Below are 22,360 nucleotides of genomic sequence, written 5' to 3' on the forward strand. Positions count from 1 at the left end.
TCGAACCCGCGACCCCCGGCGTGACAGGCCGGTATTCTAACCGACTGAACTACCGCTGCGCGTTACCTCGAGTGGTGGGTGGTGACGGGATCGAACCGCCGACCCTCTGCTTGTAAGGCAGATGCTCTCCCGGCTGAGCTAACCACCCATTTGCTCTCGAAGTGGGGCGCATTCTAGAGAGACCCGAACCGCTTGGCAACCCCCCCTTTGAAAAATTTTTTCAGAGGTTCCAACGACTTAGGAAAATCCGGCTGTTTCATCCGATTGCGCGACATTCGCCAGCCCCGGGGTTGGCCTGTTTCCGGCGCAGGGGGAATAATGCGCCCCTTTGCGCCTTCAGGAGACTGCCCCCGCCATGTGGTTTCGCAACCTGCTCGTCTATCGCCTGTCCCCGGATTACCGCTTCGATGCCGAGGCCCTGGAAACCGCACTGGCCGGAAAGCCCGCCCGTTCCTGCGCCAGCCAGGAACTGGCCACCTACGGCTTCATTCCGCCCTGCGGCAATGGCCCGGACGCGCCGCTGGCGCATGTCAGCCAGGGCTTCTACCTGGTGGCGGCACGCAAGGAAGAACGCATCCTGCCGGGCAGCGTGGTGCGCGATGCGCTGAAGGAGAAAATCGAGGAGATCGAGGCCGAGCAGATGCGCAAGGTGTACAAGAAGGAACGCGAGCAGCTGAAGGACGAGATCGTGCAGGCCTTCCTGCCGCGCGCCTTCATCCGCAAGTCGAAGACCTTCGCGGCCATTGCCCCGGCCCAGGGCCTGATCCTCGTGGACAGCTCCAGCGCCAAGCGCGCCGAGGACCTGCTATCCACCCTGCGCGAAGTGCTGGGCTCGCTGCCGGTGCGCCCGGTCAACGTCAAGCAGGCGCCTATCGCCACCTTTACCGGCTGGGTGAAGAACAACGCCGCCAGCCACGGCCTGCAGCTGCGCGACGAATGCGAGCTGCGCGATCCGCACGAGGACGGCGGCATCATCCAGTGCAAGCGCCAGGACCTGGCCAGCGAAGAAGTACAGAACCACCTCGCCGCCGGCAAGCTGGCCACCAAGCTGAGCCTGGCCTGGGAGGACAAGCTGTCCTTCGTGCTGGACGACAAGCTGGTCATCAAGCGTCTGCGCTTCGAGGACCTGCTGCAGGAGCAGGCCGAGCAGGACGGTGGCGAGGACGACCAGGGCCAGTTCGACGCCAGCTTCACCCTGATGATGCTGACCCTAAACGACTTCCTGCCGCAGCTGTTCGAGGCGCTCGGCGGCGAGGACATCGCGCAGGCGGTCTGATCGCTTTCTTTACCACCCGCAACCGCCACGCTGCCCTTACCCCGGGCGCCTGGCGGCCAGCCCGGGCCCTGCCGGTGCCACCCGCGCCGCCCAGTCCCGGCCGGCCACTTTCCGCCATGCCGGGAAGCGCGCGGGCCTTCCCTTAGTACGAACCAAGGAAACACCCCATGCGTGCATTGGCCGCTCTCAGCCGCTTCGCCGGCAATACCTTCGCCCTCTGGGTTCTGCTGTTCGCCGTTCTGGCCTTCTACCTGCCCGCCGTGTTCCTGCCGATCGCCAAGGGCGGCTGGATCGTGCCGCTGCTCGGCCTGGTGATGTTCGGCATGGGCCTGACCCTGAAAACCGCCGACTTCGCCGAGGTGGCGCGCCGTCCGCTGCGGGTGCTGATCGGCGTGCTGGCCCAGTTCATCATCATGCCGGCGCTGGCCTGGCTGCTCTGCCAGGCACTCGGCCTGCCGGCGGAGATCGCCGTGGGCGTGATCCTGGTGGGCTGCTGCCCGGGCGGCACCGCCTCCAACGTCATCACCTGGTTCGCCCGGGGCGACGTGGCGCTGTCGGTGGCAATCACCTCGGTGAGCACCCTGCTCGCCCCGCTGGTCACCCCGGCACTGATCTGGCTGCTCGCCTCGGCCTGGCTGCCGGTGGATTTCGCCGCCATGTTCTGGTCCATCGTGCAGGTGGTGATCCTGCCCATCGTGCTCGGCCTGCTCGCCCAGCGCCTGCTCGGCGCGCGGGTGCAGGCGGCGGTGGAGGTGCTGCCGCTGGTGTCGGTGGTGGCCATCGTCGCCATCGTCGCCGGCGTGGTGGCGGCCAGCCAGGCGAAGATCGCCGAGTCCGGCCTGCTGATCATGGCGGTGGTGGTGCTGCACAACGGCCTGGGCCTGGCGCTCGGCTACCTCGCCGGCCGGCTGTTCGGCCTGCCGCTGGCGCAGCGCAAGACGCTGTCCATCGAGGTGGGCATGCAGAACTCCGGCCTCGGCGCTGCGCTGGCCAGCGCGCACTTCACCCCGCTTGCGGCGGTGCCCAGCGCGCTGTTCAGCGTCTGGCACAACCTGTCCGGCCCGCTGCTGGCCACCGTCTACCGGCGTATGCAGGATCGCAGCGCGGACGACTTGCCCACCCGGCCCTGATGTGCAGAATAGGCGCCTGGCGGGGACGACCCCGCCAGCGCTGCCTCCTTCCCAAGGACGCAACGCCCTGCCTGCGGGGACGACCCCATTAACCCTGGAGTACGCCCCATGTCCTGGCTCATTCTTTTCTTTGCCGGCCTGTTCGAAATCGCCTGGGCCATCGGCCTGAAATACAGCGACGGCTTTACCCGCCTGATCCCCTCGGCCCTGACCCTGGCGGCCATGGTCATCAGTGTCGTGCTGCTCGGCTGGGCCATGAAGGGCCTGCCGCTGGGTACCGCCTACGCGGTATGGACCGGCATCGGCGCGGTGGGCACGGTGATCGCTGGCATCTTCCTGTTCGGCGAATCCGTGGCGCCGCTGCGGCTGATCAGCGTGGCGCTGGTGGTAGCGGGACTGATCGGGCTGAAGCTGAGCAATTAGACACCCGCGCCCCACGCAACTGGGTGGGAGCGGACTTGTCCGCGATCCTTTTCCTGCGGTCCCGCGCAAAAGCTCGCGAATGAATTCACTCCCACAGTTCGGGGCCTCACTCAGATCGGCAACTGCCCCAGCGCCCAGCGCAGCAGGAAGAACACCAACAGCCCGCCGGCGATGGTCGCCAGCAGGTTGCGGGTGAAGGCGGCGATGGCGATGGCCGCCAGACCGGCCAGCAGGTAGGCGTTGTCCAGGCTCAGCTGCAGTCCTTCGCCGTCCGGCATCAGCATCACCGGCACCACGATGGCGCTGAGCACTGCGCTCGGCACGTAATGCAGCGCTTGGCGCACCACGGGCGCAAAGCGCAGGTTCGGCCAGGCGAACAGGCTGTAGCGGATGGCGAAGGTGATCGCCGCCATGCCGAGAATCAGCAGCCAGATATCCATCACAGCCCCTCCGCGGGCAGCGGCGCCTTGCGCCGTTCCAGCGTCACGCCGACCAGAATGCCGGCCAGTGCCGCCGCAAGCAGACCCAGTTGGTAAGGCAGCGCATGGCAGACCACCGCCACCGCGCCGGCCACCAGCGCCGCCGCGACCTGCGGCAGGTTGCGCAGCATCGGCACCACGATGCCGATGAAGGTGGCCAGCATGGCGAAGTCCAGTCCCCAGGCAGCCAGGTTCGGTACCGCCTGCCCGAAGCCCACGCCGATCAGCGTGCACAGCTGCCAGTTGCCGTACATCGCCAGACAGGAGCCGAGGAAGTACCAGTGCTTGTAGGGCGACTGCTCGGCCTCGGCATAGCGGTGCTGCACCACCGCGAAGGTCTCGTCGGTGAGCCAGAAGGCCAGCGGCAGGCGCCAGCGGCCCGGCAGGTGGCGCACGAACGGCTGCAGGGTGGCGCTGTACAGCGCATGGCGCAGGTTGACCACGAAGGTGGTCAGCAGCAGCACCGCCAGGCTGGCACCACCGCCCAGCAGGCTGACGGCGATGAACTGCGCCGAGCCGGCATAGACGAACAGGGACATGCCCAGCGCCTGCCAGGGCGTCAGCCCGGCGGCGCTGGCCAGGGTGCCGTAGATGATGCCGAAGGGGATGGCGCCGAGGATCAGCGGCAGCGTATCGCGGGCGCCGTTGAGCAGTTCGGTGGAACGAGACATGGAAGCTCCTTGCGAGAGGACGGCCAACCTACACCAAAGCCCGCCGAACGTCTCGCCCGCCATCACGTCGGTGCATGGCCCGGCATTCCCACCGGCACTGGAGCTTGCCCGACCGGCTGCGGCCGGCTATCCCTGAGGCCACAACAAGAACCGCACGAGGATCCTCCATGCCCAGCAACCGCCAGTTCCTGCTTGCCCAGCGCCCGGTTGGCCTGCCGACCCGCGACACCTTCCGCCGGGTGGAAACGCCGCTTGGCGAGCCCGCCGATGGCCAGGTGCTGGTGCGCAACCGCTACCTGTCCATCGACCCGGCCATGCGCGGCTGGATGAACGAAGGCAAGTCGTACATCGAGCCGGTGCCGCTGGGCGGCGTGATGCGCGCCTTGGGCGTGGGCGAGGTGGTCGCCTCGCGGCACCCGCAGTTCCCGGTCGGCAGCTTCGTCGGTGGTGCGCTCGGCGTGCAGGATTACTTCCTCGGCGAGCCGAAGGGATTCTACCCGGTCGACCCGAAGCTGGCGCCGCTGCCGCTGTATCTCTCGGCACTGGGCATGACCGGCCTGACCGCCTATTTCGCCCTGCTGGAGGTCGGCGCGCCCAAGGCCGGCGAAACCGTAGTGATCTCCGGCGCCGCCGGCGCGGTGGGCAGCATTGCCGGGCAGATCGCCAGGCTGAAGGGCTGTCGGGTGGTCGGCATCGCCGGTGGCGCGGAAAAATGCCGCTACCTGACCGAGGAACTGGGCTTCGACGCCGCCATCGACTACAAGCACGAGGACGTGACCACCGGCCTCAAGCGCACCTGCCCGAAGGGCGTCGATGTGTACTTCGACAACGTCGGCGGGGAGATCCTCGACGCCGTGCTGGCCCGCCTGGCCTACAAGGCTCGGGTGGTGATCTGCGGGGCCATCAGCCAGTACAACAACCTGGAAGCGCCGGTCGGCCCGCGCAACTACCTGTCGCTGCTGGTCAACCGGGCGCGCATGGAAGGTTTCGTGGTCATGGACCATGCGGCGCAGTTCCCCCTCGCCTTGCGCGAGATGGGCGGCTGGCTGGCCAGCGGCCAGCTGAAGAGCAAGGAAGACATCGTGGAGGGCCTGGACACCTTCCCGGAGACCCTGCTCAAGCTGTTCAGCGGCGAGAACTTCGGCAAGCTGGTGCTCAAGGTGAGCTGACGTGCATTCCCTAGGGTGCTCAACGCAACGCGTTGGCCACCGCAGAGCCCGGCGTGGCGCCCAACGGCGGCCGGATAAGCGCCGACCGCCCTCGTTCTGACCCTGTGCGGCGCGCACGTACGGCATCGAACCTGTGCGCAGGTGCCGGGGCAGCGGGTATGCTCTGCGCCGGTTCAACGAGAGGCATGACGCGATGCAAACATTCGATGCCCGGCAGACGACCGGCGTGCTGCGCGAACAGGTGATCGAGGCCCATCGGGCCCTGCAGGGGCGCACGCCGCTGGTGCAATGCATCACCAACGTGGTGTCGGCCAACTACATGGCCAACGTGCTGCTGGCCGCCGGCGCGTCGCCGGCGATGGTCGATAACACACAGGAAGCGGCGCTGTTCGCAGGCATCGCCGATGCGCTCCTGATCAACCTGGGTACGCCCACCGACGCCCAGGTGGCATCCATGCGCCTGGCCGCAGAAGCCGCACGGCAGGCCGGCAAACCCTGGGTACTGGACCCCATCGGCGCCGGTGGCCTGCCCTGGCGCGGCGGGGTGGCACTGGACCTGCTGCGTTTCCAGCCCAGCGCCATTCGCGGCAATCCCTCGGAAATCAAGGGCCTGTCCGGCCTGGGCGAAGGCGGCCGCGGCGTCGACAGCTCCGACGAGCCCGCCAGCGCCGTACCGGCCGCCTTGCAGCTGCTGCAACACAGCCCGGTGGTCTGCGCCTCCGGCGCGGTGGATCATCTGGTCGGTCGTTACCAGCGCCAGCAGGTGCTGGTGCGCATCTTCGGCGGCAGTCCGCTGCAGCCGCGCGTGACGGCCACCGGCTGTGCCCTGGGCGCCCTGCTGGCGGCCTACCAGTCGGTGGCCGAGCCGCTGGTGGCGGCGGTGGCGGCCCACGCCAGCTTCGCCATCGCCGGCGCCCTGGCGGCGCAGCGCCACACGGCGCCGGGATCGTTCGCCATTGGCTTCATCGATGAGCTGTATCGCCTGGAGGAAGCCAGCTTCCGCGAGCGCATGCAGCTGGAAGTGACCGCTCTCGAAACCGTCTGACAACAAGAAGGATCAGAATCCCCATGCACGTCTCTCAAGCCTTGCGCGAACGCCGTTCCGTGCGCGCCTTCACCCCGCAGGTGCCGTCGGCCCGGCTGGTACAGCAACTGATGCAGGATGCGGCGCTGGCCGCCTCGGGCGGCAACATGCAGCCCTGGCGGGTGGCTGCCATCACCGGCGAGCGCCTCAGCGGCCTGCTGGCCGATGTGGCGAAAACCTCCGGCGAGGAGAATCCCTCGCAGCTCTCCTATCCGCCGAACCTGTGGGAGCCGTACCGCACCCGCCGCTTCGCCAACGGCGAGGACCTCTACCGCAGCATCGGCATTCCGCGCGAAGACAAGGCCGGGCGCTTTCGCCAGCTGGCCAGGAATGCGCAGTTCTTCGGCGCGCCGGTAGGCATCCTGGTGTTCATCGACGAACGCATGGGCCCGGTGCAGTGGATGGACCTGGGCTTGTACCTGCAGTCCTTCATGCTGCGCGCCACCGAGGAAGGACTGGCCACCTGCGCCCAGGGCTTCTGGCGTCGCTACGACGCGGTAGTCAGGCAGCACATCGAGGTGCCCGAGGGCTATCGGGTGACCTACGGCATCGCCCTGGGCTACGAGGACAAGGAAGCGCCCATCAACAGCCTGCGCGCCACCCGCGCCGACTTTGGCGAGTGGGGGCAGCTGGTGGGGTTTTGAGGACTGGGCCCCGGCGTTCGGCCGGGGCGGTTACTTGAGGTGTTCGGCCGCCTTGCGGTAGACCTGCTCGCGCTCGCGGCGATCTGCCGCGACCACAAACACCACCACTTCGTGGTCGATCACCTGATACACAAGTCGATAACCGCTGCTACGCAGCTTGATCTTGTAGCAGTCCGGCAGCGAGTGGAGACGGTTCGCCTCGATCCGCGGATTCAGCAAGATCTCTGCAAACTTCTTCTTGAACTGCTGGCGAACCGTATCGCCCAGCTTGTGCCATTCCTTGAGCGCCCGCGCATCGAACTCCAGGCTATAGGTCATCCAGCGCAACCTTCACGCGCTGCGGATCTGCCAGACGCTCGCGAACAGTGGCGATCAACGCCTCGTCTTCCTCGGTCAGCAGCACCGGGCGAAACGGCAGCTGCCCACGCTCGGCCACATACTGCAAGGCTTGGCGCATCAGCTCGGAGGGGGTGACACCGAGCTTTTCCAGCTCCCGGTAGGCCCGGGCTTTCAGCTCGTCGTCGATACGAATATTGATGGTTGCCATGGCGGCGGATACCTGTAATGACAATGGTCATTACCATGGCACCGATGCCACCGCCTGGCAACTCATCCGCGACCGCCAGCAGGCGATCAGCCCAGCTCGGCCAGCACCGCCGCCAGTGCCTGTTGCGGATCGGCGGCCTGGCTGATCGGCCGGCCGATCACCAGGTAGTCGGAGCCGGCCTGCATGGCCTGGCGCGGGGTGAGGATGCGCTTCTGGTCATCCGTGGCGCTGCCGGCCGGACGAATGCCCGGAGTAACCAGTTGCAGCTGCGGGTGTGCCGCCTTGAGCGCTGGCGCTTCCTGGGCCGAGCACACCAGGCCGTCCAGCCCGGCCTGGGCCGCCAGACCGGCCAGGCGCAGCACCTGCTGTTGCGGCTCGATGTCCAGGCCGATACCGGCCAGGTCGGACTGCTCCATGCTGGTCAGCACGGTCACGCCGATCAGCAGCGGCTTCGGTCCGTTCAGGGCGTCCAGGGTTTCCCGGCAGGCCGCCATCATGCGCAGGCCGCCGGAGCAGTGCACGTTGACCATCCACACGCCCAGCTCGGCGGCGGCCTTCACCGCCATGGCCGTGGTGTTGGGGATGTCGTGGAATTTCAGGTCCAGGAAGACTTCGAAACCCTTGGCCTGAAGGTCCTCCACCACCGCCGGGCCGCAGCGGGTGAACAGTTCCTTGCCCACCTTCACCCGGCAGCGGGTCGGGTCCAGGCGCGCCGCCAGCTCAAGGGCGGCGTCGCGGGAAGGGAAGTCGAGGGCAACGATAATCGGGGACTGGCAGGCCATGGCGAGACTCATCGGGCAGACAAAAACGGCGGGCATTGTACCCCGTGCGGCAGCACCCCCACAGCGCCGCACTGACAAAGCCCACAGGCCGTCGTATGGTTAGAAGACTGAATCGAGAGGTGTACGACCATGCCCTGGTATATGTGGCTGCTGTTGGTTCTGGTATTCGGCACGGTGATCGGCGGCTTGCTGATGCTGCGCAGCGGCGCCAAGAAGATTCCCCTGACCGAGGAACAGCTCAAGGAAATCAAGGAGCGCAACGCGCGGCTCGACGCCCAGGAGCGCGAGTACCGCAAGTAACCGGCGGGCCCGCCTGTGCGGGCCCTCTTCAGGCGGGGTTGCGGATCACCAGCGCCAGGGCTTCCTCGGCCAGCGCATCGAGGCTCATCGGGCCGTCGGGCCGGAACCAGGTGGTGCTCCAGCTCAGCGCGCCAGTCAGAAAGCGGCGCAGGATGAACGGATCGCTCTGCACGTAACCCGCCGCGCGCGCTTCCTCCAGAACCGTAAGCCACAGCTGCTCGTAGCGATCGCGCAGGCCCAGGATGTGCGTCTGGCTGTCTTCCGACAGCGAACGCCACTCATAGACCAGTACGGCCATGGCTTCGCCGGTGCCGCCCATGATCGACTGCAGCTCGCAGCGGATCAGCGCCAGCACCCGTTCACGCAGGCTGCCCGCCTCGGCCAGCGCGGCTTCCATCAGCGCGGTGTTGTAGACGATGGTTTCCTCCATCACCGCGCGCAGGATCTCTTCCTTGCTCTTGAAGTGGTGAAAGATGCTGCCGGACTGGATGCCCACCGCCGTGGCCAGGTCGCGCACCGTGGTGCGCTCGTAGCCCTTGCGCCGGAACAGGTGGGCGGCGGCCTGCAGCAGCTTGCCCCGCGCGCTGTCCGGATCGGTCATACGTCCAGCGGCCACCAGTTCCCGCATCACCTTGCCGGCTTTCTGCTCATCCACGTCTGATACCTCGTTCAGCAAACGTTGTGCGGCAGCCTGACCGGCTCCACGACCGAGGCGAATTCTGTCCGCATTACCCTGACCAAGCAAGCGCTCGGGAAAAATGACCGCCAGGGCTTTTCAACCAAGCGCTTGCTTGGTAGTGTTTGTGACACTTCTCTAGCGTCAGCGGACAACAACAATGACCAAGACCGTACGCATCGGCTGCGCCTCCGCTTTCTGGGGCGACACCTCCACCGCCGCCGCCCAGCTGGTACGCGGAGCGAGCATTGATTATCTGGTGTTCGACTACCTGGCCGAGATCACCATGTCGATCATGGCCGGCGCACGCATGAAGAACCCGCAGGAGGGCTTTGCCAAGGACTTCGTCGACGTCCTGGCGCCGCTGCTGGGTGAGATCGCCGCCAAGAAGATCCGCATCGTCAGCAACGCCGGTGGCGTGAACCCCGCTGCCTGCGCCGCCACCCTGGCCGCCGCCTGCGAGAAGGCTGGCGTCAATCTGAAGATCGCCGTGTTGCACGGCGACAGCCTGCAAAGCAAAGCCAGTGAACTGGCCAAGGCCGGCACCACGGAAATGTTCAACGGCACGCCGATGCCGCCCATGTGCGTGTCGGTCAACGCCTATCTGGGCGCGCCGGGCATCGTCCAGGCGCTGGACCTGGGCGCCGATATCGTCATCACCGGTCGCGTGGTGGACAGCGCCGTGGTCAGCGGCGCGCTGGTGCATGAATTCGGCTGGCAGTGGAACGACTACGACAAGCTGGCCCAGTCCGCCCTGGCCGGCCACCTGGTGGAATGCGGCGCGCAGAGCACCGGCGGCAACTTCACCGACTGGCAACGGGTGCCGGACTACGAGCACATCGGCTTCCCGATCCTGGAAGTCGAGGCCGACGGCAGCTTCGTCATCACCAAGCCGGACAACACGGGCGGCCTGGTCACGCCGTTCACCGTCGGCGAGCAGATGCTCTACGAGATAGGCGACCCACGCGCCTACCTGCTGCCGGACGTGGTCTGCGACTTCACCCGGGTGGCGCTCGAGCAGGCCGGCGATAACCGCGTGCGCGTCACCGGCGCCCGCGGCCTGCCGCCCACCGACCGTTACAAGGTCAGCGCCACCTACCCGGACGGTTTCCGCTGCACCGCCAGCTGCGTGCTGGCCGGCATCGACGCCCGCGCCAAGGCCGAGCGCGTCAGCCAGGCCATCATCAACAAGACCAACGAGATGTTCGCCGAACGCGGCTGGGGCCCGTACCGCGAGGTGAACATCGAACTGCTGGGCACCGAGGCCACCTACGGCGCCCACGGCCAGCGCGGCGATACCCGCGAAGTGGTGCTCAAGCTGGCCGTCAGTCACGCCAAGAAGGAAGCCCTGGTGCTGTTCTCCAAGGAAATCGCCCAGGCCTCCACCGGCATGGCCCCGGGCCTGACCGGCATCGTCGGCGGCCGCCCGACCGTCTACCCGATCATCCGCCTGTTCTCCTTCCTGGTTGAAAAGAGTGCCTGCGAGCTGGCCGTCGAGATCAACAACGAGCGCACCGCGGTAAGCCTGCCGCGGGTGGATGCCTTCGACCCGGCGCAACTGGCCGAAGACCTGGCCGCGCCGACCGCCAGCGGCCAGGCCGAGGCCAACGTGCCGCTGGTCAAGCTGGCCGTGGCCCGCTCCGGCGACAAGGGCAACCACAGCAACATCGGCGTCATGGCGCGCAAGCCGGAATACCTGCCTTGGATCGCCGAGGCGCTGAGCAACGAGGCCGTGGCCGACTGGATGCAGCACCTGCTCGATCCGCGGACCGGCCGCGTCAGCCGCTGGTACCTGCCGGGCACCCACAGCCTGAACTTCCTGCTGGAAAACGCCCTGGGCGGCGGCGGCGTCGCTAGCCTGCGCATCGACCCGCAGGGCAAGGCCTTCGCCCAGCAACTGCTGGAATTCCCGGTGGCCGTGCCGCAGGCGCTTGCCGAGCAGCTGTAACACGTAGGGCGGACAACGCTTTTCGTGTCCGCCGTGTCGGCCGGAAAAGCACCGACCGCCCTGCGCCGGATCCCCGTTTTGAACACTGGAATAACAACAATGCACTACAACTCGGTATTCAAACCCGACCTCTTCGCCGGCCAGACCATCCTGGTGACCGGTGGCGGCAGCGGCATCGGTCGCTGCACCGCCCACGAGCTGGCGGCCCTGGGTGCGCATGTGGTGCTGGTCGGTCGCAAGCTGGAAAAGCTGGAGAAGACTGCCGGCGAGATCGTCGAGGACGGCGGCAGCGTCAGTTTCCAGGTCTGCGATATCCGCGACGAGGAAGCCGTGAAGGCCATGGTCAAGGCGGTGATCGCCGAACGCGGGCGCATCCATCACCTGGTCAACAACGCCGGCGGCCAGTTCCCGGCGCCGCTGATCGGCATCAACCAGAAAGGCTTCGAAACCGTGGTGCGCACCAACCTGGTGGGCGGCTTCCTGGTGGCCAAGGAAGTCTTCCTGCAGAGCCTGTCCAAGCACGGCGGCAGCATCGTCAACATGCTGGCCGACATGTGGGGCGGCATGCCGGGCATGGGTCATTCCGGCGCCGCCCGCGCCGGCATGGAGAACTTCACCAAGACCGCCGCCTACGAATGGGGCCACGCCGGTGTGCGCGTGAACGCCGTGGCGCCAGGCTGGGTGGCCTCCAGCGGCATGGACACCTACCCGGACGCCATGAAGAACATGATCCGTTCGCTCAAGGACCATGTGCCACTGCAGCGCATCGCCACCGAGGCGGAGATCGCCTCGGCCATCGTGTTCCTGCTCTCCCCCGGCGCCAGCTTCATCAGCGGCAACACCATCCGCATCGACGGCGCGGCCAGCCTCGGCACCCGCGCCTGGACCCTCGGCAAGGCCCGCAACAGCGAGTCCTACAACGGTTTTCACCGCGCCTGCCAACCTGACGTACTGAAGGACGGAGAATAAGAACAATGCCCGTGATCCAGTCAGAGATAGACGTCCACGGCGAAACCTTCGCCGCCAACCGCGAGGCCATGCTTGCAGCCGTGGCCAGCTTCCGTGACGTCGAGCAGAAAGTGCTCGACAAGGCCCAGGAGGCCAAGCCGAAGTTCGAGAAGCGCGGCCAGCTGCTGCCGCGCGAGCGCATCAACCTGCTGCTCGACCCGGGCGCGCCGTTCCTGGAGCTGTCCTCGCTGGCCGGCTACAAGCTGCACGACGACAAGGACGGTACCCAGGCCGGCGGCGGCATCATTGCCGGTATCGGCTATGTGGAAGGCATCCGCTGCCTGATCCTGGCCAACAACAGCGCCATCAAGGGCGGCACCATCTCCCCCACCGGCCTGAAGAAATCCCTGCGCATGCAGCAGGTAGCCGTGGAGAACAAACTGCCGATCATCACGCTGGCCGAATCCGGCGGCGCCAACCTCAATTACGCCGCCGACATCTTCGTGGAAGGCGCACGCGGCTTCGCCAACCAGGCGCGTATCTCGGCCATGGGCATTCCCCAGGTGACCGTGGTGCACGGCTCCTCCACCGCTGGCGGCGCCTACCAGCCGGGCCTGTCCGACTACGTGGTGGTGGTGCGCGGCAAGGCCAAGATGTTCCTCGCCGGCCCGCCGCTGCTCAAGGCCGCCACCGGCGAGATCGCCACCGACGAGCAACTGGGCGGCGCCGAGATGCATGCGCAGATCGCCGGCACCGCCGAGTACCTGGCCGAGAACGACGCCGATGGCGTGCGCCTGGCACGCAACATCATGGCCATGCTGCCGTGGAACCTGCAGCTGCCGGTGCGCCCGAAGAAGGCCTGGCGCGAGCCGCTGTACCCGGCCGAGGAACTGCTGGGCATCGTGCCCAACGACGCCAAGAAGCCCTACGACGTGCGCGAGATCATCGCCCGCATCGCCGACGGCTCCGAATTCCTCGACTTCAAGAACGAGTTCGACAGCCAGACCGTCTGCGGCCACCTGAGCATCGAAGGCCAGCCCTGCGGCTTCATCGGTAACAACGGCCCGATCACCCCGCGCGGCGCCGCCAAGGCTGCCCAGTTCATCCAGCTGTGCGACCAGAGCAACACGCCGATCCTGTTCTTCCACAACACCACCGGCTTCATGGTCGGCACCGAGTCAGAACAGAACGGCGTGATCAAGCATGGCTCGAAGATGCTGCAAGCGGTGGCCAACGCCCGCGTGCCCAAGCTGACCATCGTGGTCGGCGGCTCCTACGGCGCCGGCAACTACGCCATGTGCGGCCGTGGTCTGGACCCGCGCTTCATCTTCGCCTGGCCAAACAGCCGCACCGCTGTGATGGGCGGCGCCCAGGCCGGCAAGGTGCTGCGTATCGTCACCGAGGAGAAGCAGGCCAGGCAGGGCATGACGCCCGATCCGAAGATGCTCGACATGCTGGAAACCGTGACCGCGCAGAAGCTGGACAGCCAGTCCACCGCCCTGTACGGCACCGCCAGCCTGTGGGACGACGGCCTCATCGACCCGCGCGATACCCGCAAGCTGCTGGGCTTTTTGCTCGATATCTGCGCCGAGGCCGAGGTGCGGCCACTGAAATCCAACACCTTCGGGGTCGCGCGCCTGTAAGCGCACTCCGCCTCCTGAACATTCGAAGAAGGACAAGAACAATGCACTTCACTCAGGAACACGACGAACTGCGCCGCACCGTGAAGAACTTCGTCGACAAGGAGATCAACCCCTACGTTGACGAGTGGGAGAAGGACGGTCGCTTCCCGATGCGCGAGCTGTTCAAGAAGGCCGGCGACCTGGGCCTGCTGGGCATCTCCAAGCCGGAAAAATTCGGCGGCATGGGCCTGGACTACAGCTACTCCATCGTCGCCGCCGAAGAATTCGGCACCGCCCACTGCGGCGGCGTGCCGCTGGCCATCGGCGTGCAGACCGACATGTGCACCCCGGCGCTGGCCCGTTTCGGCAGCGATGAGCTGCGCGAGCAGTTCCTGGCTCCGGCCATCGCCGGCGACATGATCGGCTGCATCGGCGTGTCCGAGACCACCGCCGGCTCGGACGTGGCCGGGCTGAAGACCACCGCCCGCAAGGACGGCGACGATTACGTCATCAACGGCCACAAGATGTGGATCACCAACTCGCCGCAGGCCGACTTCATCTGCCTGCTGGCCAACACCAGCGACGACAAGCCGCACGTCAACAAGTCGATGATCATCGTGCCGATGAACACCCCGGGCATCACCCTCAGCCCGCACCTGGACAAGCTGGGCATGCGCTCCTCGGAAACCGCCCAGGTGTTCTTCGACAACGTGCGTGTGCCGCAGCGCTACCGCGTCGGCCACGAAGGCGCCGGCTTCATGATGCAGATGCTGCAGTTCCAGGAGGAGCGCCTGTTCGGCGCGGCCAACATCATCAAGGGCCTGGAGCTGTGCGTCGACCAGACCATCGAGTACTGCCGCGAGCGCAAGACCTTCGGCAACGCGCTGATCGACAACCAGGTGATCCACTTCCGCCTGGCGGAACTTTCGACCGAGATCGAAGCACTGCGCGCCCTCGTCTACCAGGCCACCGAGCAGTACATCAAGGGCCGCGACGTGACCAAGCTGGCCTCCATGGCCAAGCTCAAGGCCGGCCGCCTGGGCCGCGAGGTCACCGACAGCTGCCTGCAGTACTGGGGCGGCATGGGCTTCATGTGGGACAACCCGGTGTCGCGCGCCTACCGCGACGTGCGCCTGGTGTCCATCGGCGGCGGCGCCGACGAGATCATGCTCGGCATCATCTGCAAGATGATGGGCATCCTGCCGGGCAAGAAGAAGGGCTGAGAGCCGGACCCGTAGGGTGGATGTCGTTGTTTACATCCACCGTGGCCCTGCCCGGCGGATCGGTAAAGCGCGATCCGCCCTACCCGAAGACACCAAGGAGCCTGCCATGGCCGATCTACCCCACTGCGACACCCTGCTGCTCAACCTGGATGCCGGCGTGCTGCACATCACCCTGAACCGCCCCGACAGCCGCAACGCCATGAGCCTGGCCATGGTGCATGAGCTGCGCGCCGTGCTGGAAAGCGTGCGCAACGACCCTGCCGTGCGCGCCCTGGTGCTGCGCGGCGCCGGCGGCCATTTCTGTGCCGGCGGCGATATCAAGGACATGGCCGGCGCGCGCGCCAAGGGGCACGACGCCTACCGCGACCTGAACCGCGCCTTCGGCGCCCTGCTGGAAGAAGCCCAGGCCGCCCCGCAGGTGGTCGTCGCGGTGCTGGAAGGCGCGGTGCTGGGCGGCGGTTTCGGCCTGGCCTGCGTGTCCGATATCGCCATTGCCGCCGAGGGCTGCAAGTTCGGCCTGCCGGAAACCACCCTGGGCATCCTGCCCGCGCAGATCGCCCCGTTCGTGGTCAAGCGCGTCGGCCTGACCCAGGCCCGCCGCCTGGCGCTGACCGCCGCCCGCTTCGACGGCGCCGAAGCCCTGCGCCTGGGCCTGGTGCACTACTGCGAGTCCAGCGAGAACCTCGACGCCCGTCTGACCGAGGTGCTCCAGCAGATTCGCCAGTGCGCGCCGCAGGCCAACGCGCAGACCAAGGCGCTGCTACTGGCCAGCGAGACCGAAGCGATGAACGCGCTGCTCGATCGCGCCGCCGAACAGTTCGCCGCCGCCGTGACCGGTGCCGAAGGCGTCGAGGGCACGATGGCTTTCGTACAGAAACGTGCGCCCAAGTGGGCGCAGTAATGGGCCCGACCGAGCCCCCGCTCGGTCTGCCTGACCGCATTCGCAGGAGCACCCAGATGCCCGCTTTCAACAAGATTCTGATTGCCAACCGCGGCGAGATCGCTTGCCGGGTGATGCGCACCGCCCATGAACTGGGGTATCGCACCGTTGCGGTGTACTCCGAAGCCGACGCCAATGCCCGTCACGTGCAGCTGGCCGACGAGGCCGTGTGCATCGGCCCGGCCCAGGTCAACCAGTCCTACCTGGTGATCGACAACATCATCGCCGCCGCCAAGAAGACCGGCGCCGACGCCATCCACCCCGGTTACGGCTTTCTCTCCGAGAACGCCGACTTTGCCCGCGCCTGCGAAGCCGCCGGCATCGTGTTCATCGGCCCGACCGTGAAAGCCATCCACCTGATGGGCTCCAAGCGCCTGTCGAAGATCGCCATGCTGGAAGCCAGCGTGCCCTGCATTCCGGGCTACGAAGGCGCCGCCCAGGACGACGAGACGCTGATCCGCGAGGCCGAGCGCATCGGCTACCCGCTGATGATCAAGGCCAGCGCCGGCGGCGGGGGTCGCGGCATGCGTCTGGTGCACGAAGCCGGCCAGCTGCAGGAGCAGATCCGTACCGCCCGTTCCGAAGCACAGAACGCCTTCGGCTCCGGCGAGCTGATCCTCGAGCGCGCCGTCATTCGCCCGCGCCACGTGGAGATCCAGGTGTTCGGCGACCAGCACGGCAACATCGTCTACCTGGGCGAGCGCGACTGCTCCGTACAGCGCCGTCACCAGAAGGTCGTGGAAGAAGCCCCTTGCCCGGTCATGACGCCCGAGCTGCGCAAGGCCATGGGCGAGGCCGCCGTGAAGGCCGCCGCCTCGGTGAACTATGTCGGTGCCGGAACCGTGGAATTCCTGCTGGATGCCAGCGGCGAGTTCTTCTTCCTGGAAATGAACACCCGCCTGCAAGTGGAGCACCCGGTCACCGAACTGATCACCGGTCAGGACCTGGTGGCCTGGCAGATCCGCGCCGCCGAAGGCCAGCCGCTGCCGCTGAAGCAGGAGGAGATCCAGCTCACCGGCCACGCCATCGAAGTGCGCCTGTATGCCGAGGACGCGGCCCACAACTTCCTGCCGCAGACCGGCAAGGTGCTGCGCTGGGAACCGGAGCTGCTGGACGGCGTGCGCATCGACCACGGCCTGGTGGAAGGTCAGGACGTCACCCCGTTCTACGACCCTATGCTGGCCAAGGTCATCGCCTATGGCGCCACTCGCGCGGACGCGCTGCGCAAGCTGATCCGCGCCGTGGAGAACTGCGTGCTGCTGGGCGTCAACGGCAACCAACGCTTCCTGGCCAACCTGCTGAACCACCCCGAGTTCGCCGCCGGCAAGGCCACCACCGCGTTCATTGCCGAGCACTTCAGCAACGACGAAAGCCTCACCCCGCAGGCGCCGGCCGCCCGCGAGCTGGCCGTAGCCGCCGCCCTGCTCTATCAGGCCTCGGCCAATGGCCGCGCCCATCAGCAGCAACTGGCTGGCTGGCGCAGCGCCGGCAGTGCGCCGTGGCAGTTCACCCTCAAGCAGGGCGAGCAGTCCCACAAAGTCGCGCTGCAAGTGCAGCGCGACGGCACGCAACCGGCCCTGCTGGCCAGCGTCGGCGACAGCCAACTGAGCCTGCGCCTGCTGCACAGCGACGGCCGCTGGCTGACCTTCGAACTGGACGGCATCCGTCAGCGCCAGGCCTATCACCTGGACGGCGAGAACCTGTGGCTCTATGGCCACTTCGGCAACCTGGCGCTGACCGACGTCAGCCACGCGCCGGCCGGCGGCCAGAGCGCGGCCAGCTCCGGCACCGTCAAGGCGCCGATGGACGGCGCGATCGTCGATGTGCTGGTCGGAGAAGGCGTCCGTGTGACCAAGGGCCAGCTGCTGGTGGTGCTGGAAGCCATGAAGATGGAGCACCCGCTCAAGGCCGGCATCGATGGCGTGATCCGCCGGGTTGGCGCGAGCAGGGGCGATCAGGTGAAGAACCGCCAGGTGCTGGTGGAGATCGAAGCTGAAGAGGCCTGAGCCGGCGAACCGTAGGGTGGAAAACGCTTTCCTTGTCCACCGTCGCACGCACGGTGGATCGGTGAAGCGCGATCCACCCTACGCTTGCCGAACCGGCAGGCGCTGCTCGAAACCACGCCAGGCGCCTGATCCAGGCTGCCAGGAAACGGGGAAGGCAGCCTGGCGGTCTTCCCTTTTTGAGGGCCCGTTAAAAAGGAATATCCCATGAGCCTGCGTGACAAGACCCTGTTCATCACCGGCGCCAGCCGTGGCATCGGTCGCGAGATCGCGCTGCGCGCCGCGCGCGACGGCGCCAACGTGGTGATTGCCGCCAAGAGCGAGCAGCCGCATCCGAAGCTGGCCGGCACCATTCACAGCGTGGCGGCGGAAGCCGAGGCCGCCGGAGGCCGGGCCCTGGCACTACGGCTGGACGTGCGCGACGAACTGGCGGTACGCGCCGCCATGCAACGCGCCGCCGAACATTTCGGCGGCATCGATGCGCTGATCAACAATGCCGGCGCCATCCGTCTGCAGGGCGTGGAGAACCTGGAACCCAAGCGCTTCGACCTGATGTTCCAGATCAACACCCGCGCGGTGATGGTCTGCAGCCAGGCCGCCCTGCCCTATCTGAAGAAAAGCGCCAACCCACACATCCTCAACCTGTCGCCCCCGCTGAACCTCGACCCCAAGTGGTTCGCCCAGTACGGCCCCTACACCACCACCAAGTACGGCATGAGCATGCTTACCCTGGGCATGAGCGAGGAATTCAAGAAGTACGGCATCAGTGTTAACGCGCTATGGCCGCGCACGGTGATCGCCACGGCCGCCATCGAACATGAACTGGGCGGCCCGCAGATCTTCAAACAGGCGCGCACCCCCGCGATCATGGCCGACGCCGCGCATGCCATCCTGACCAGCCCCGCGCGCAGCCTGACCGGCCGCCTGCTGGTCGACGAAGACCTGCTGCGCGAACGCGGCACGACGGATTTCGAGGCCTATCGGTACGACCCTGCCGGCGGTAGGCTGATGCCGGACCTGTACCTGGACTGATTCGCCCATCTGACACGGCAAGAACGTCGACGCAGTCATGGCAGGACCTGACCGGGCTATCTAGGCTGCAGCGGCCCATAACAAGAAACCAAGCCCCGAGAGCCTTTGCCATGGCCAGTGTCGACACCATCTCGCCCCTCCATTTCCTCGCCCGCCTGCCCGGTCACCTGCCGCGGGTGCCGCGTATGTTGCGCGGGCTCTACTACACGGCCATCCGCAACCGCGACAAGACGCTGTCCCTGGGTTGGGCGCTGGAGCAGAGCGCCAAGCGCTTCCCCGATCGCCCCGCCGTGATGGACCTGCAGCGCAGCGTCAGCTACGCCGACTTCAACGCCTGGGCCAACCGTTTGGCGCGCAGTCTGGAAAGAAACGGCGTGAGTCACGGCAGCGTGGTGGCGGTGATGATGGAAAACCGCCTGGAAATCCTCGCGGTGCTGGCCGCGCTGGCCAAGCTCGGCGCCATCGGCGCGCTGGTCAACACGGCGCAACGGGGACAGGTGCTGGCCTACAGCCTCAATCTGGTGAAACCCGGTCATTACGTGATCGGCGCGGAGCTGCTGCAGCCCTTCGAAGACATTCAGTCCGAGCTCAACGACCTACGCCCCGAGTGGCGTTTCTGGCTGGCCGACCAGGACACCCTGCAGGATGCCGGCACGGCACCGGATGGCTGGCAGAACCTGGCGAGTATGGCCACCGAGGAGTCGAGCGAGAACCTGCCGCACACCGCTCGCGTGCGCATGAAGGACGCCTGTTTCTATATCTACACCTCGGGCACCACCGGGTTGCCCAAGGCCTCGGTGATGAGCCACGGCAAGTGGATCAAGGCCTACGGCGGCTTCGGCCACTCCGGGCTGAGCCTGACCGAGCAGGACGTGCTGTACCTCACCCTGCCCTGCTACCACAACAACGCCGTGACCGTGTGCTGGAGCGCCGCCCTGGCCGGCGGCGCGGCCATCGCCCTGCGCCGCAAGTTCTCCGCCAGCGCCTTCTGGAAGGACGTGCGGCATTACCGCGCCACCTGCTTCGGCTATATCGGCGAACTGTGCCGCTACCTGCTCAACCAGCCGCCCTGCCCCGAGGAACAGGGCAACACCCTGACCTGCATGATCGGCAACGGGCTGCGACCCTCGATCTGGGGCGAGTTCAAGCAACGCTTCGGCATCGAGCGCATCACCGAGTTCTATGCCTCCAGCGAAGGCAACATCGGCTTCACCAACGTGTTCAACTTCGACAACACCGTGGGCTTCACCCCGGCCACCTACGCCATCGTGCGCTACGACCTGGACAACGAGCAGCCAGTGCGCGACCGCAAGGGTTTCATGGTCAAGGTGAACAAGGGCGAGGCCGGCCTGCTGATCAGCGAGATCAGTCCGAAATGGCCCTTCGACGGCTACACGGACTCCGCCAAGAGCGAGGCCGCCATCTTCCGCAACGTGTTCAAGCAGGGCGATGCCTGGTTCAACACCGGCGACCTGATGCGCGACATCGGCTGCAAGCACGCCCAGTTCGTCGACCGCCTGGGCGATACCTTCCGCTGGCACGGCGAGAACGTGTCCACCACGGAGGTGGAGAACGTGCTGGGCGCCTGGCCGGGTGTGGAGGATGCGGTGGTGTACGGCGTGGAGGTGCCAGGCATGGATGGTCGCTGTGGCATGGCGGCGCTGCGGATGACCGCCGACGTCGCCTTCGATCCGCTCGGGCTGGCCACGCATTTGCGCCAGCATCTGCCGCCCTATGCCGTTCCGCTGTTCGTCCGTCTGCTCGACGAGGTCGAAACCACCGGCACCTTCAAGTACAAGAAGACCGATCTGAAGCGCCAGGCCTTCGATCCCGCGCAGACAGCCGATCCGCTGTTCGTCCTGCTGCCCGACGCACCGGGGTTCCAGGTGCTCGATGCGGTTCGCTACGCCGAGCTGTCCCGCGGCGAACACCGTCTGTAAGGCGAACGCCTCAACGGCGGATCTGGATGCTGATTTCCGCGCCCTCGATGCGCTCGAGCATGTTGCTCAGGTCGAACTCGAATTCCGCCTCCGGCTCGCTGGTAATCAACCGCCCACCCAGGGTCATCCCACCGGGCTGGGACTTGAGCCCGAACAGAGGCGGCAGCAGCGGCTTGTAGCTCTCCAGCGGGCCGTTATCGTCCTGACCTAAAAGGGGCGGCAATGTCAGGTCCAACGGCTTCGCGACGTCGGGTTCGACGGGCTCGGGTACCGTCGCGACCGTCTGCTGGCTGTCGCGAACCGGGAAGATGCGCATGACAGCCTCGCACAGGCTGTTCAACGTCCGGAACGCGGCGCTCCGGCAAAGCTCATGCTCCTGGCTGTTCGCCGACGCGGCGGGCGCACCGGCGCAGCCGAGGCAGATGCAAAAGACCCATTGCAGTAACCGACACATATTCTTCCCATGACGCTTTCTTGCCAACCGAACGAAGGTCAGCAGCTTCCATGCCAAGTTTTCGGCGCCGCGTCAGTTTAGTCGGATCGCCGGCGCTCGGCCCACTGTTGCAGATGTTGCCGCACGATCGACGCACCTGACTGTTCGCCCTGCAGGCCGCCCAGTGCCCTGGTCAGGCCATCGCGCAAGCCTGCCGTATTGCAGGCCGAGTTATGGGACAACGCCAGATAGCGCGGCTGGCTGTACAAGGCCGGCATCAGCACCACCACTTCATCCGCCCAACCGTAACGCAGCACCACCGCCTGGCCCGCCACGTGATCATGGAGCACGTAATCGATCTGGCCTGCCAGCAAGCTCTGCAGTGCCTGGACGAAATCGCCGTGAGGCCTGAGCTGCAGCTGCGCATCAGCACGCTGATCGCTCTCGGTTTCCCACTCGGTATTGTCGATACGCACACCGCGTCGCCCCCCAAGATCGTCCCAATCCTGGAAGGGGAAGACGCTGTCCTTGGCTACCCAGACCACCACCGGCGCCTCGTGCAGCGGCGGTTCCAGGAAGTCGAGGCCTGCCTGCAGCTGCGGGCGCAGCTCGGCATCGATCAGCAGATCCACCCGGCCGCTGCTGACTTCACGCTCGGCCTGCTCGGGATTTTCAGCGGTCAACACATCCAGCGTGACCCCCAGGCCGGCGGCCACACGGTTCAGCAGCGTGACGCTTGCACCTTGCGGCTCTGCCCCATCCAGCCATTGGTAGGGCACACGCTCGCCCACCCCGATCGCCACCAGATGCTCGCAGGGCTCGGCAGCCTGACTCCAGGCCGGTAGCAGGGCGAAGCAGAGGGTCATCGAGACGGGCAGCAATCGACGGGGCATGGAAGTACCGCATTAGGTCCGGGGAGCAAATGGTACACCGGAAGCGGCTGCCAATCAGGGCATCCGTGCGGCATGCCATGCACCGAAGCCTGATCCCGCCCCCACAATTTCTTGCCAATCCACCAGACGACGCCGCACCCATAAAAAAACCCGCTCCGAGGAGCGGGTTTTTCCTGTTACCGAAGCGACTGGATCAG

Annotated in this window: 23 protein-coding genes and 1 tRNA gene; 15 read left to right on the top strand and 9 right to left on the bottom strand. The window is 66.6% G+C overall.

The features are described 5' to 3' along the window. Positions 1–72: 72 nt before the first annotated feature. Positions 73–148 (bottom strand) — tRNA-Val (locus AS93_RS0116895). A gap of 207 nt (positions 149–355) precedes the next feature. On the opposite strand from AS93_RS0116895, the gene rdgC reads away from it, so the two are divergent. From rdgC to sugE, 3 genes are all read left to right on the top strand, one after another. Continuing rightward, a complete protein-coding gene (gene rdgC, locus AS93_RS0116900; RefSeq protein ID WP_027591688.1) occupies positions 356–1,276 on the top strand; it encodes a recombination-associated protein RdgC in 921 nt (306 codons plus the stop codon). A 167-nt stretch (positions 1,277–1,443) separates the two neighbouring features. Then, positions 1,444–2,406, top strand: a complete 963-nt coding sequence (locus tag AS93_RS0116905; protein WP_027591689.1) for a bile acid:sodium symporter family protein — start codon at positions 1,444–1,446, stop codon at positions 2,404–2,406. A 108-nt stretch (positions 2,407–2,514) separates the two neighbouring features. Then, a complete protein-coding gene (gene sugE / locus AS93_RS0116910; protein WP_027591690.1) occupies positions 2,515–2,829 on the top strand; it encodes a quaternary ammonium compound efflux SMR transporter SugE in 315 nt (104 codons plus the stop codon). Positions 2,830–2,939: 110 nt separating this feature from the next. On the opposite strand, the gene AS93_RS0116915 is transcribed toward sugE, so the two are convergent. After that, the gene (locus tag AS93_RS0116915) at positions 2,940–3,269 is read right to left on the bottom strand and encodes an AzlD domain-containing protein (RefSeq protein ID WP_027591691.1); all 330 of its coding nucleotides are present in this window, start codon (positions 3,267–3,269) and stop codon (positions 2,940–2,942) included. Continuing rightward, the gene (locus tag AS93_RS0116920) at positions 3,269–3,979 is read right to left on the bottom strand and encodes an AzlC family ABC transporter permease (protein WP_027591692.1); all 711 of its coding nucleotides are present in this window, start codon (positions 3,977–3,979) and stop codon (positions 3,269–3,271) included. Before AS93_RS0116920 ends, AS93_RS0116915 begins: the two co-directional genes overlap by 1 nt. A 167-nt stretch (positions 3,980–4,146) precedes the next feature. On the opposite strand from AS93_RS0116920, the gene AS93_RS0116925 reads away from it, so the two are divergent. The 3 genes from AS93_RS0116925 to AS93_RS0116935 all read left to right on the top strand — a co-directional run bounded on the left by AS93_RS0116925 (position 4,147) and on the right by AS93_RS0116935 (position 6,876). After that, positions 4,147–5,148 carry an NADP-dependent oxidoreductase gene (locus AS93_RS0116925; protein ID WP_027591693.1) on the top strand — a complete coding sequence of 334 codons (1,002 nt, stop codon included), beginning with the start codon at positions 4,147–4,149 and terminating at the stop codon, positions 5,146–5,148. Positions 5,149–5,341: 193 nt separating this feature from the next. Further along, entirely contained in the window at positions 5,342–6,193 is an 852-nt protein-coding gene (gene thiM, locus AS93_RS0116930) for a hydroxyethylthiazole kinase (RefSeq protein WP_081798342.1), read from the top strand. Between the two features lie 23 nt (positions 6,194–6,216). Beyond that, positions 6,217–6,876: a nitroreductase gene (locus AS93_RS0116935; RefSeq protein WP_027591695.1), complete on the top strand. Its 660-nt coding sequence runs from the start codon at positions 6,217–6,219 to the stop codon at positions 6,874–6,876. A gap of 30 nt (positions 6,877–6,906) precedes the next feature. On the opposite strand, the gene AS93_RS0116940 is transcribed toward AS93_RS0116935, so the two are convergent. From AS93_RS0116940 to pyrF, 3 genes are all read right to left on the bottom strand, one after another. Continuing rightward, on the bottom strand, positions 6,907–7,194 hold the full coding sequence (locus tag AS93_RS0116940) for a type II toxin-antitoxin system RelE/ParE family toxin (RefSeq protein ID WP_027591696.1): 288 nt from the start codon (positions 7,192–7,194) through the stop codon (positions 6,907–6,909). Then, a complete protein-coding gene (locus AS93_RS0116945; RefSeq protein ID WP_027591697.1) occupies positions 7,184–7,423 on the bottom strand; it encodes a type II toxin-antitoxin system RelB/DinJ family antitoxin in 240 nt (79 codons plus the stop codon). The genes AS93_RS0116940 and AS93_RS0116945 overlap by 11 nt, the downstream gene beginning before the upstream one ends. An 86-nt stretch (positions 7,424–7,509) precedes the next feature. Beyond that, entirely contained in the window at positions 7,510–8,205 is a 696-nt protein-coding gene (pyrF, locus tag AS93_RS0116950) for an orotidine-5'-phosphate decarboxylase (protein ID WP_027591698.1), read from the bottom strand. 129 nt (positions 8,206–8,334) lie between these two features. On the opposite strand from pyrF, the gene AS93_RS20415 reads away from it, so the two are divergent. Continuing rightward, positions 8,335–8,505, top strand: a complete 171-nt coding sequence (locus AS93_RS20415; protein WP_065365683.1) for a DUF2897 family protein — start codon at positions 8,335–8,337, stop codon at positions 8,503–8,505. A gap of 28 nt (positions 8,506–8,533) precedes the next feature. Here the strand turns inward: AS93_RS20415 and AS93_RS0116960 are convergent, their stop codons facing one another. Then, positions 8,534–9,160, bottom strand: a complete 627-nt coding sequence (locus AS93_RS0116960) for a TetR/AcrR family transcriptional regulator (protein ID WP_037009826.1) — start codon at positions 9,158–9,160, stop codon at positions 8,534–8,536. Positions 9,161–9,341: 181 nt separating this feature from the next. On the opposite strand from AS93_RS0116960, the gene AS93_RS0116965 reads away from it, so the two are divergent. The 8 genes from AS93_RS0116965 to AS93_RS0117000 all read left to right on the top strand — a co-directional run bounded on the left by AS93_RS0116965 (position 9,342) and on the right by AS93_RS0117000 (position 20,837). Beyond that, positions 9,342–11,129 (top strand): acyclic terpene utilization AtuA family protein, encoded by a 1,788-nt coding sequence (locus AS93_RS0116965; protein WP_027591700.1) that lies wholly within the window; start codon positions 9,342–9,344, stop codon positions 11,127–11,129. Between the two features lie 99 nt (positions 11,130–11,228). Then, on the top strand, positions 11,229–12,098 hold the full coding sequence (locus AS93_RS0116970; RefSeq protein ID WP_027591701.1) for an SDR family oxidoreductase: 870 nt from the start codon (positions 11,229–11,231) through the stop codon (positions 12,096–12,098). A 5-nt stretch (positions 12,099–12,103) separates the two neighbouring features. Then, positions 12,104–13,720 (top strand): geranyl-CoA carboxylase subunit beta, encoded by a 1,617-nt coding sequence (gene atuC / locus AS93_RS0116975; RefSeq protein ID WP_027591702.1) that lies wholly within the window; start codon positions 12,104–12,106, stop codon positions 13,718–13,720. A gap of 41 nt (positions 13,721–13,761) precedes the next feature. Next, positions 13,762–14,922 (top strand): citronellyl-CoA dehydrogenase, encoded by a 1,161-nt coding sequence (atuD, locus tag AS93_RS0116980; RefSeq protein WP_027591703.1) that lies wholly within the window; start codon positions 13,762–13,764, stop codon positions 14,920–14,922. Positions 14,923–15,028: 106 nt separating this feature from the next. Continuing rightward, positions 15,029–15,823, top strand: coding sequence for an enoyl-CoA hydratase-related protein (locus tag AS93_RS0116985; RefSeq protein ID WP_027591704.1), 795 nt, complete (start codon positions 15,029–15,031; stop codon positions 15,821–15,823). 56 nt (positions 15,824–15,879) lie between these two features. Then, the gene (locus AS93_RS0116990) at positions 15,880–17,868 is read left to right on the top strand and encodes an acetyl/propionyl/methylcrotonyl-CoA carboxylase subunit alpha (protein WP_027591705.1); all 1,989 of its coding nucleotides are present in this window, start codon (positions 15,880–15,882) and stop codon (positions 17,866–17,868) included. A gap of 204 nt (positions 17,869–18,072) precedes the next feature. Next, positions 18,073–18,897, top strand: a complete 825-nt coding sequence (locus AS93_RS0116995; RefSeq protein ID WP_027591706.1) for an NAD(P)-dependent oxidoreductase — start codon at positions 18,073–18,075, stop codon at positions 18,895–18,897. 110 nt (positions 18,898–19,007) lie between these two features. After that, positions 19,008–20,837, top strand: a complete 1,830-nt coding sequence (locus tag AS93_RS0117000) for a long-chain-acyl-CoA synthetase (RefSeq protein WP_027591707.1) — start codon at positions 19,008–19,010, stop codon at positions 20,835–20,837. 10 nt (positions 20,838–20,847) lie between these two features. Here AS93_RS0117000 and AS93_RS0117005 read toward each other — a convergent pair whose 3' ends face one another. Together AS93_RS0117005 and AS93_RS19685 are read right to left on the bottom strand one after the other, a co-directional pair. Further along, a complete protein-coding gene (locus AS93_RS0117005; protein WP_139182081.1) occupies positions 20,848–21,348 on the bottom strand; it encodes a hypothetical protein in 501 nt (166 codons plus the stop codon). 20 nt (positions 21,349–21,368) lie between these two features. Next, positions 21,369–22,163, bottom strand: a complete 795-nt coding sequence (locus tag AS93_RS19685; RefSeq protein WP_081798343.1) for an ABC transporter substrate-binding protein — start codon at positions 22,161–22,163, stop codon at positions 21,369–21,371. Positions 22,164–22,360: the final 197 nt, after the last annotated feature.

The sequence above is a fragment of the Pseudomonas sp. RL genome, from assembly GCF_000647775.1.
Lineage (GTDB): Bacteria > Pseudomonadota > Gammaproteobacteria > Pseudomonadales > Pseudomonadaceae > Serpens > Serpens flexibilis.

Coding starts and splice junctions, on each gene's coding strand:
- AS93_RS0116925 (WP_027591693.1), top strand. CDS start 4,147: ATGCCCAGCAACCGCCAGTTCCTGCTTGCCCAGCGCCCGGTTGGCCTG.
- rdgC (WP_027591688.1), top strand. CDS start 356: ATGTGGTTTCGCAACCTGCTCGTCTATCGCCTGTCCCCGGATTACCGC.
- AS93_RS0116940 (WP_027591696.1), bottom strand. CDS start 7,194: ATGACCTATAGCCTGGAGTTCGATGCGCGGGCGCTCAAGGAATGGCAC.
- AS93_RS0117000 (WP_027591707.1), top strand. CDS start 19,008: ATGGCCAGTGTCGACACCATCTCGCCCCTCCATTTCCTCGCCCGCCTG.
- thiM (WP_081798342.1), top strand. CDS start 5,342: ATGCAAACATTCGATGCCCGGCAGACGACCGGCGTGCTGCGCGAACAG.
- AS93_RS0116945 (WP_027591697.1), bottom strand. CDS start 7,423: ATGGCAACCATCAATATTCGTATCGACGACGAGCTGAAAGCCCGGGCC.
- AS93_RS0116915 (WP_027591691.1), bottom strand. CDS start 3,269: ATGGATATCTGGCTGCTGATTCTCGGCATGGCGGCGATCACCTTCGCC.
- AS93_RS0116990 (WP_027591705.1), top strand. CDS start 15,880: ATGCCCGCTTTCAACAAGATTCTGATTGCCAACCGCGGCGAGATCGCT.
- AS93_RS0116995 (WP_027591706.1), top strand. CDS start 18,073: ATGAGCCTGCGTGACAAGACCCTGTTCATCACCGGCGCCAGCCGTGGC.
- AS93_RS20415 (WP_065365683.1), top strand. CDS start 8,335: ATGCCCTGGTATATGTGGCTGCTGTTGGTTCTGGTATTCGGCACGGTG.
- sugE (WP_027591690.1), top strand. CDS start 2,515: ATGTCCTGGCTCATTCTTTTCTTTGCCGGCCTGTTCGAAATCGCCTGG.
- atuD (WP_027591703.1), top strand. CDS start 13,762: ATGCACTTCACTCAGGAACACGACGAACTGCGCCGCACCGTGAAGAAC.
- AS93_RS0116935 (WP_027591695.1), top strand. CDS start 6,217: ATGCACGTCTCTCAAGCCTTGCGCGAACGCCGTTCCGTGCGCGCCTTC.
- AS93_RS0116965 (WP_027591700.1), top strand. CDS start 9,342: ATGACCAAGACCGTACGCATCGGCTGCGCCTCCGCTTTCTGGGGCGAC.
- AS93_RS0116985 (WP_027591704.1), top strand. CDS start 15,029: ATGGCCGATCTACCCCACTGCGACACCCTGCTGCTCAACCTGGATGCC.
- pyrF (WP_027591698.1), bottom strand. CDS start 8,205: ATGGCCTGCCAGTCCCCGATTATCGTTGCCCTCGACTTCCCTTCCCGC.
- AS93_RS19685 (WP_081798343.1), bottom strand. CDS start 22,163: ATGCCCCGTCGATTGCTGCCCGTCTCGATGACCCTCTGCTTCGCCCTG.
- atuC (WP_027591702.1), top strand. CDS start 12,104: ATGCCCGTGATCCAGTCAGAGATAGACGTCCACGGCGAAACCTTCGCC.
- AS93_RS0116970 (WP_027591701.1), top strand. CDS start 11,229: ATGCACTACAACTCGGTATTCAAACCCGACCTCTTCGCCGGCCAGACC.
- AS93_RS0116920 (WP_027591692.1), bottom strand. CDS start 3,979: ATGTCTCGTTCCACCGAACTGCTCAACGGCGCCCGCGATACGCTGCCG.
- AS93_RS0116905 (WP_027591689.1), top strand. CDS start 1,444: ATGCGTGCATTGGCCGCTCTCAGCCGCTTCGCCGGCAATACCTTCGCC.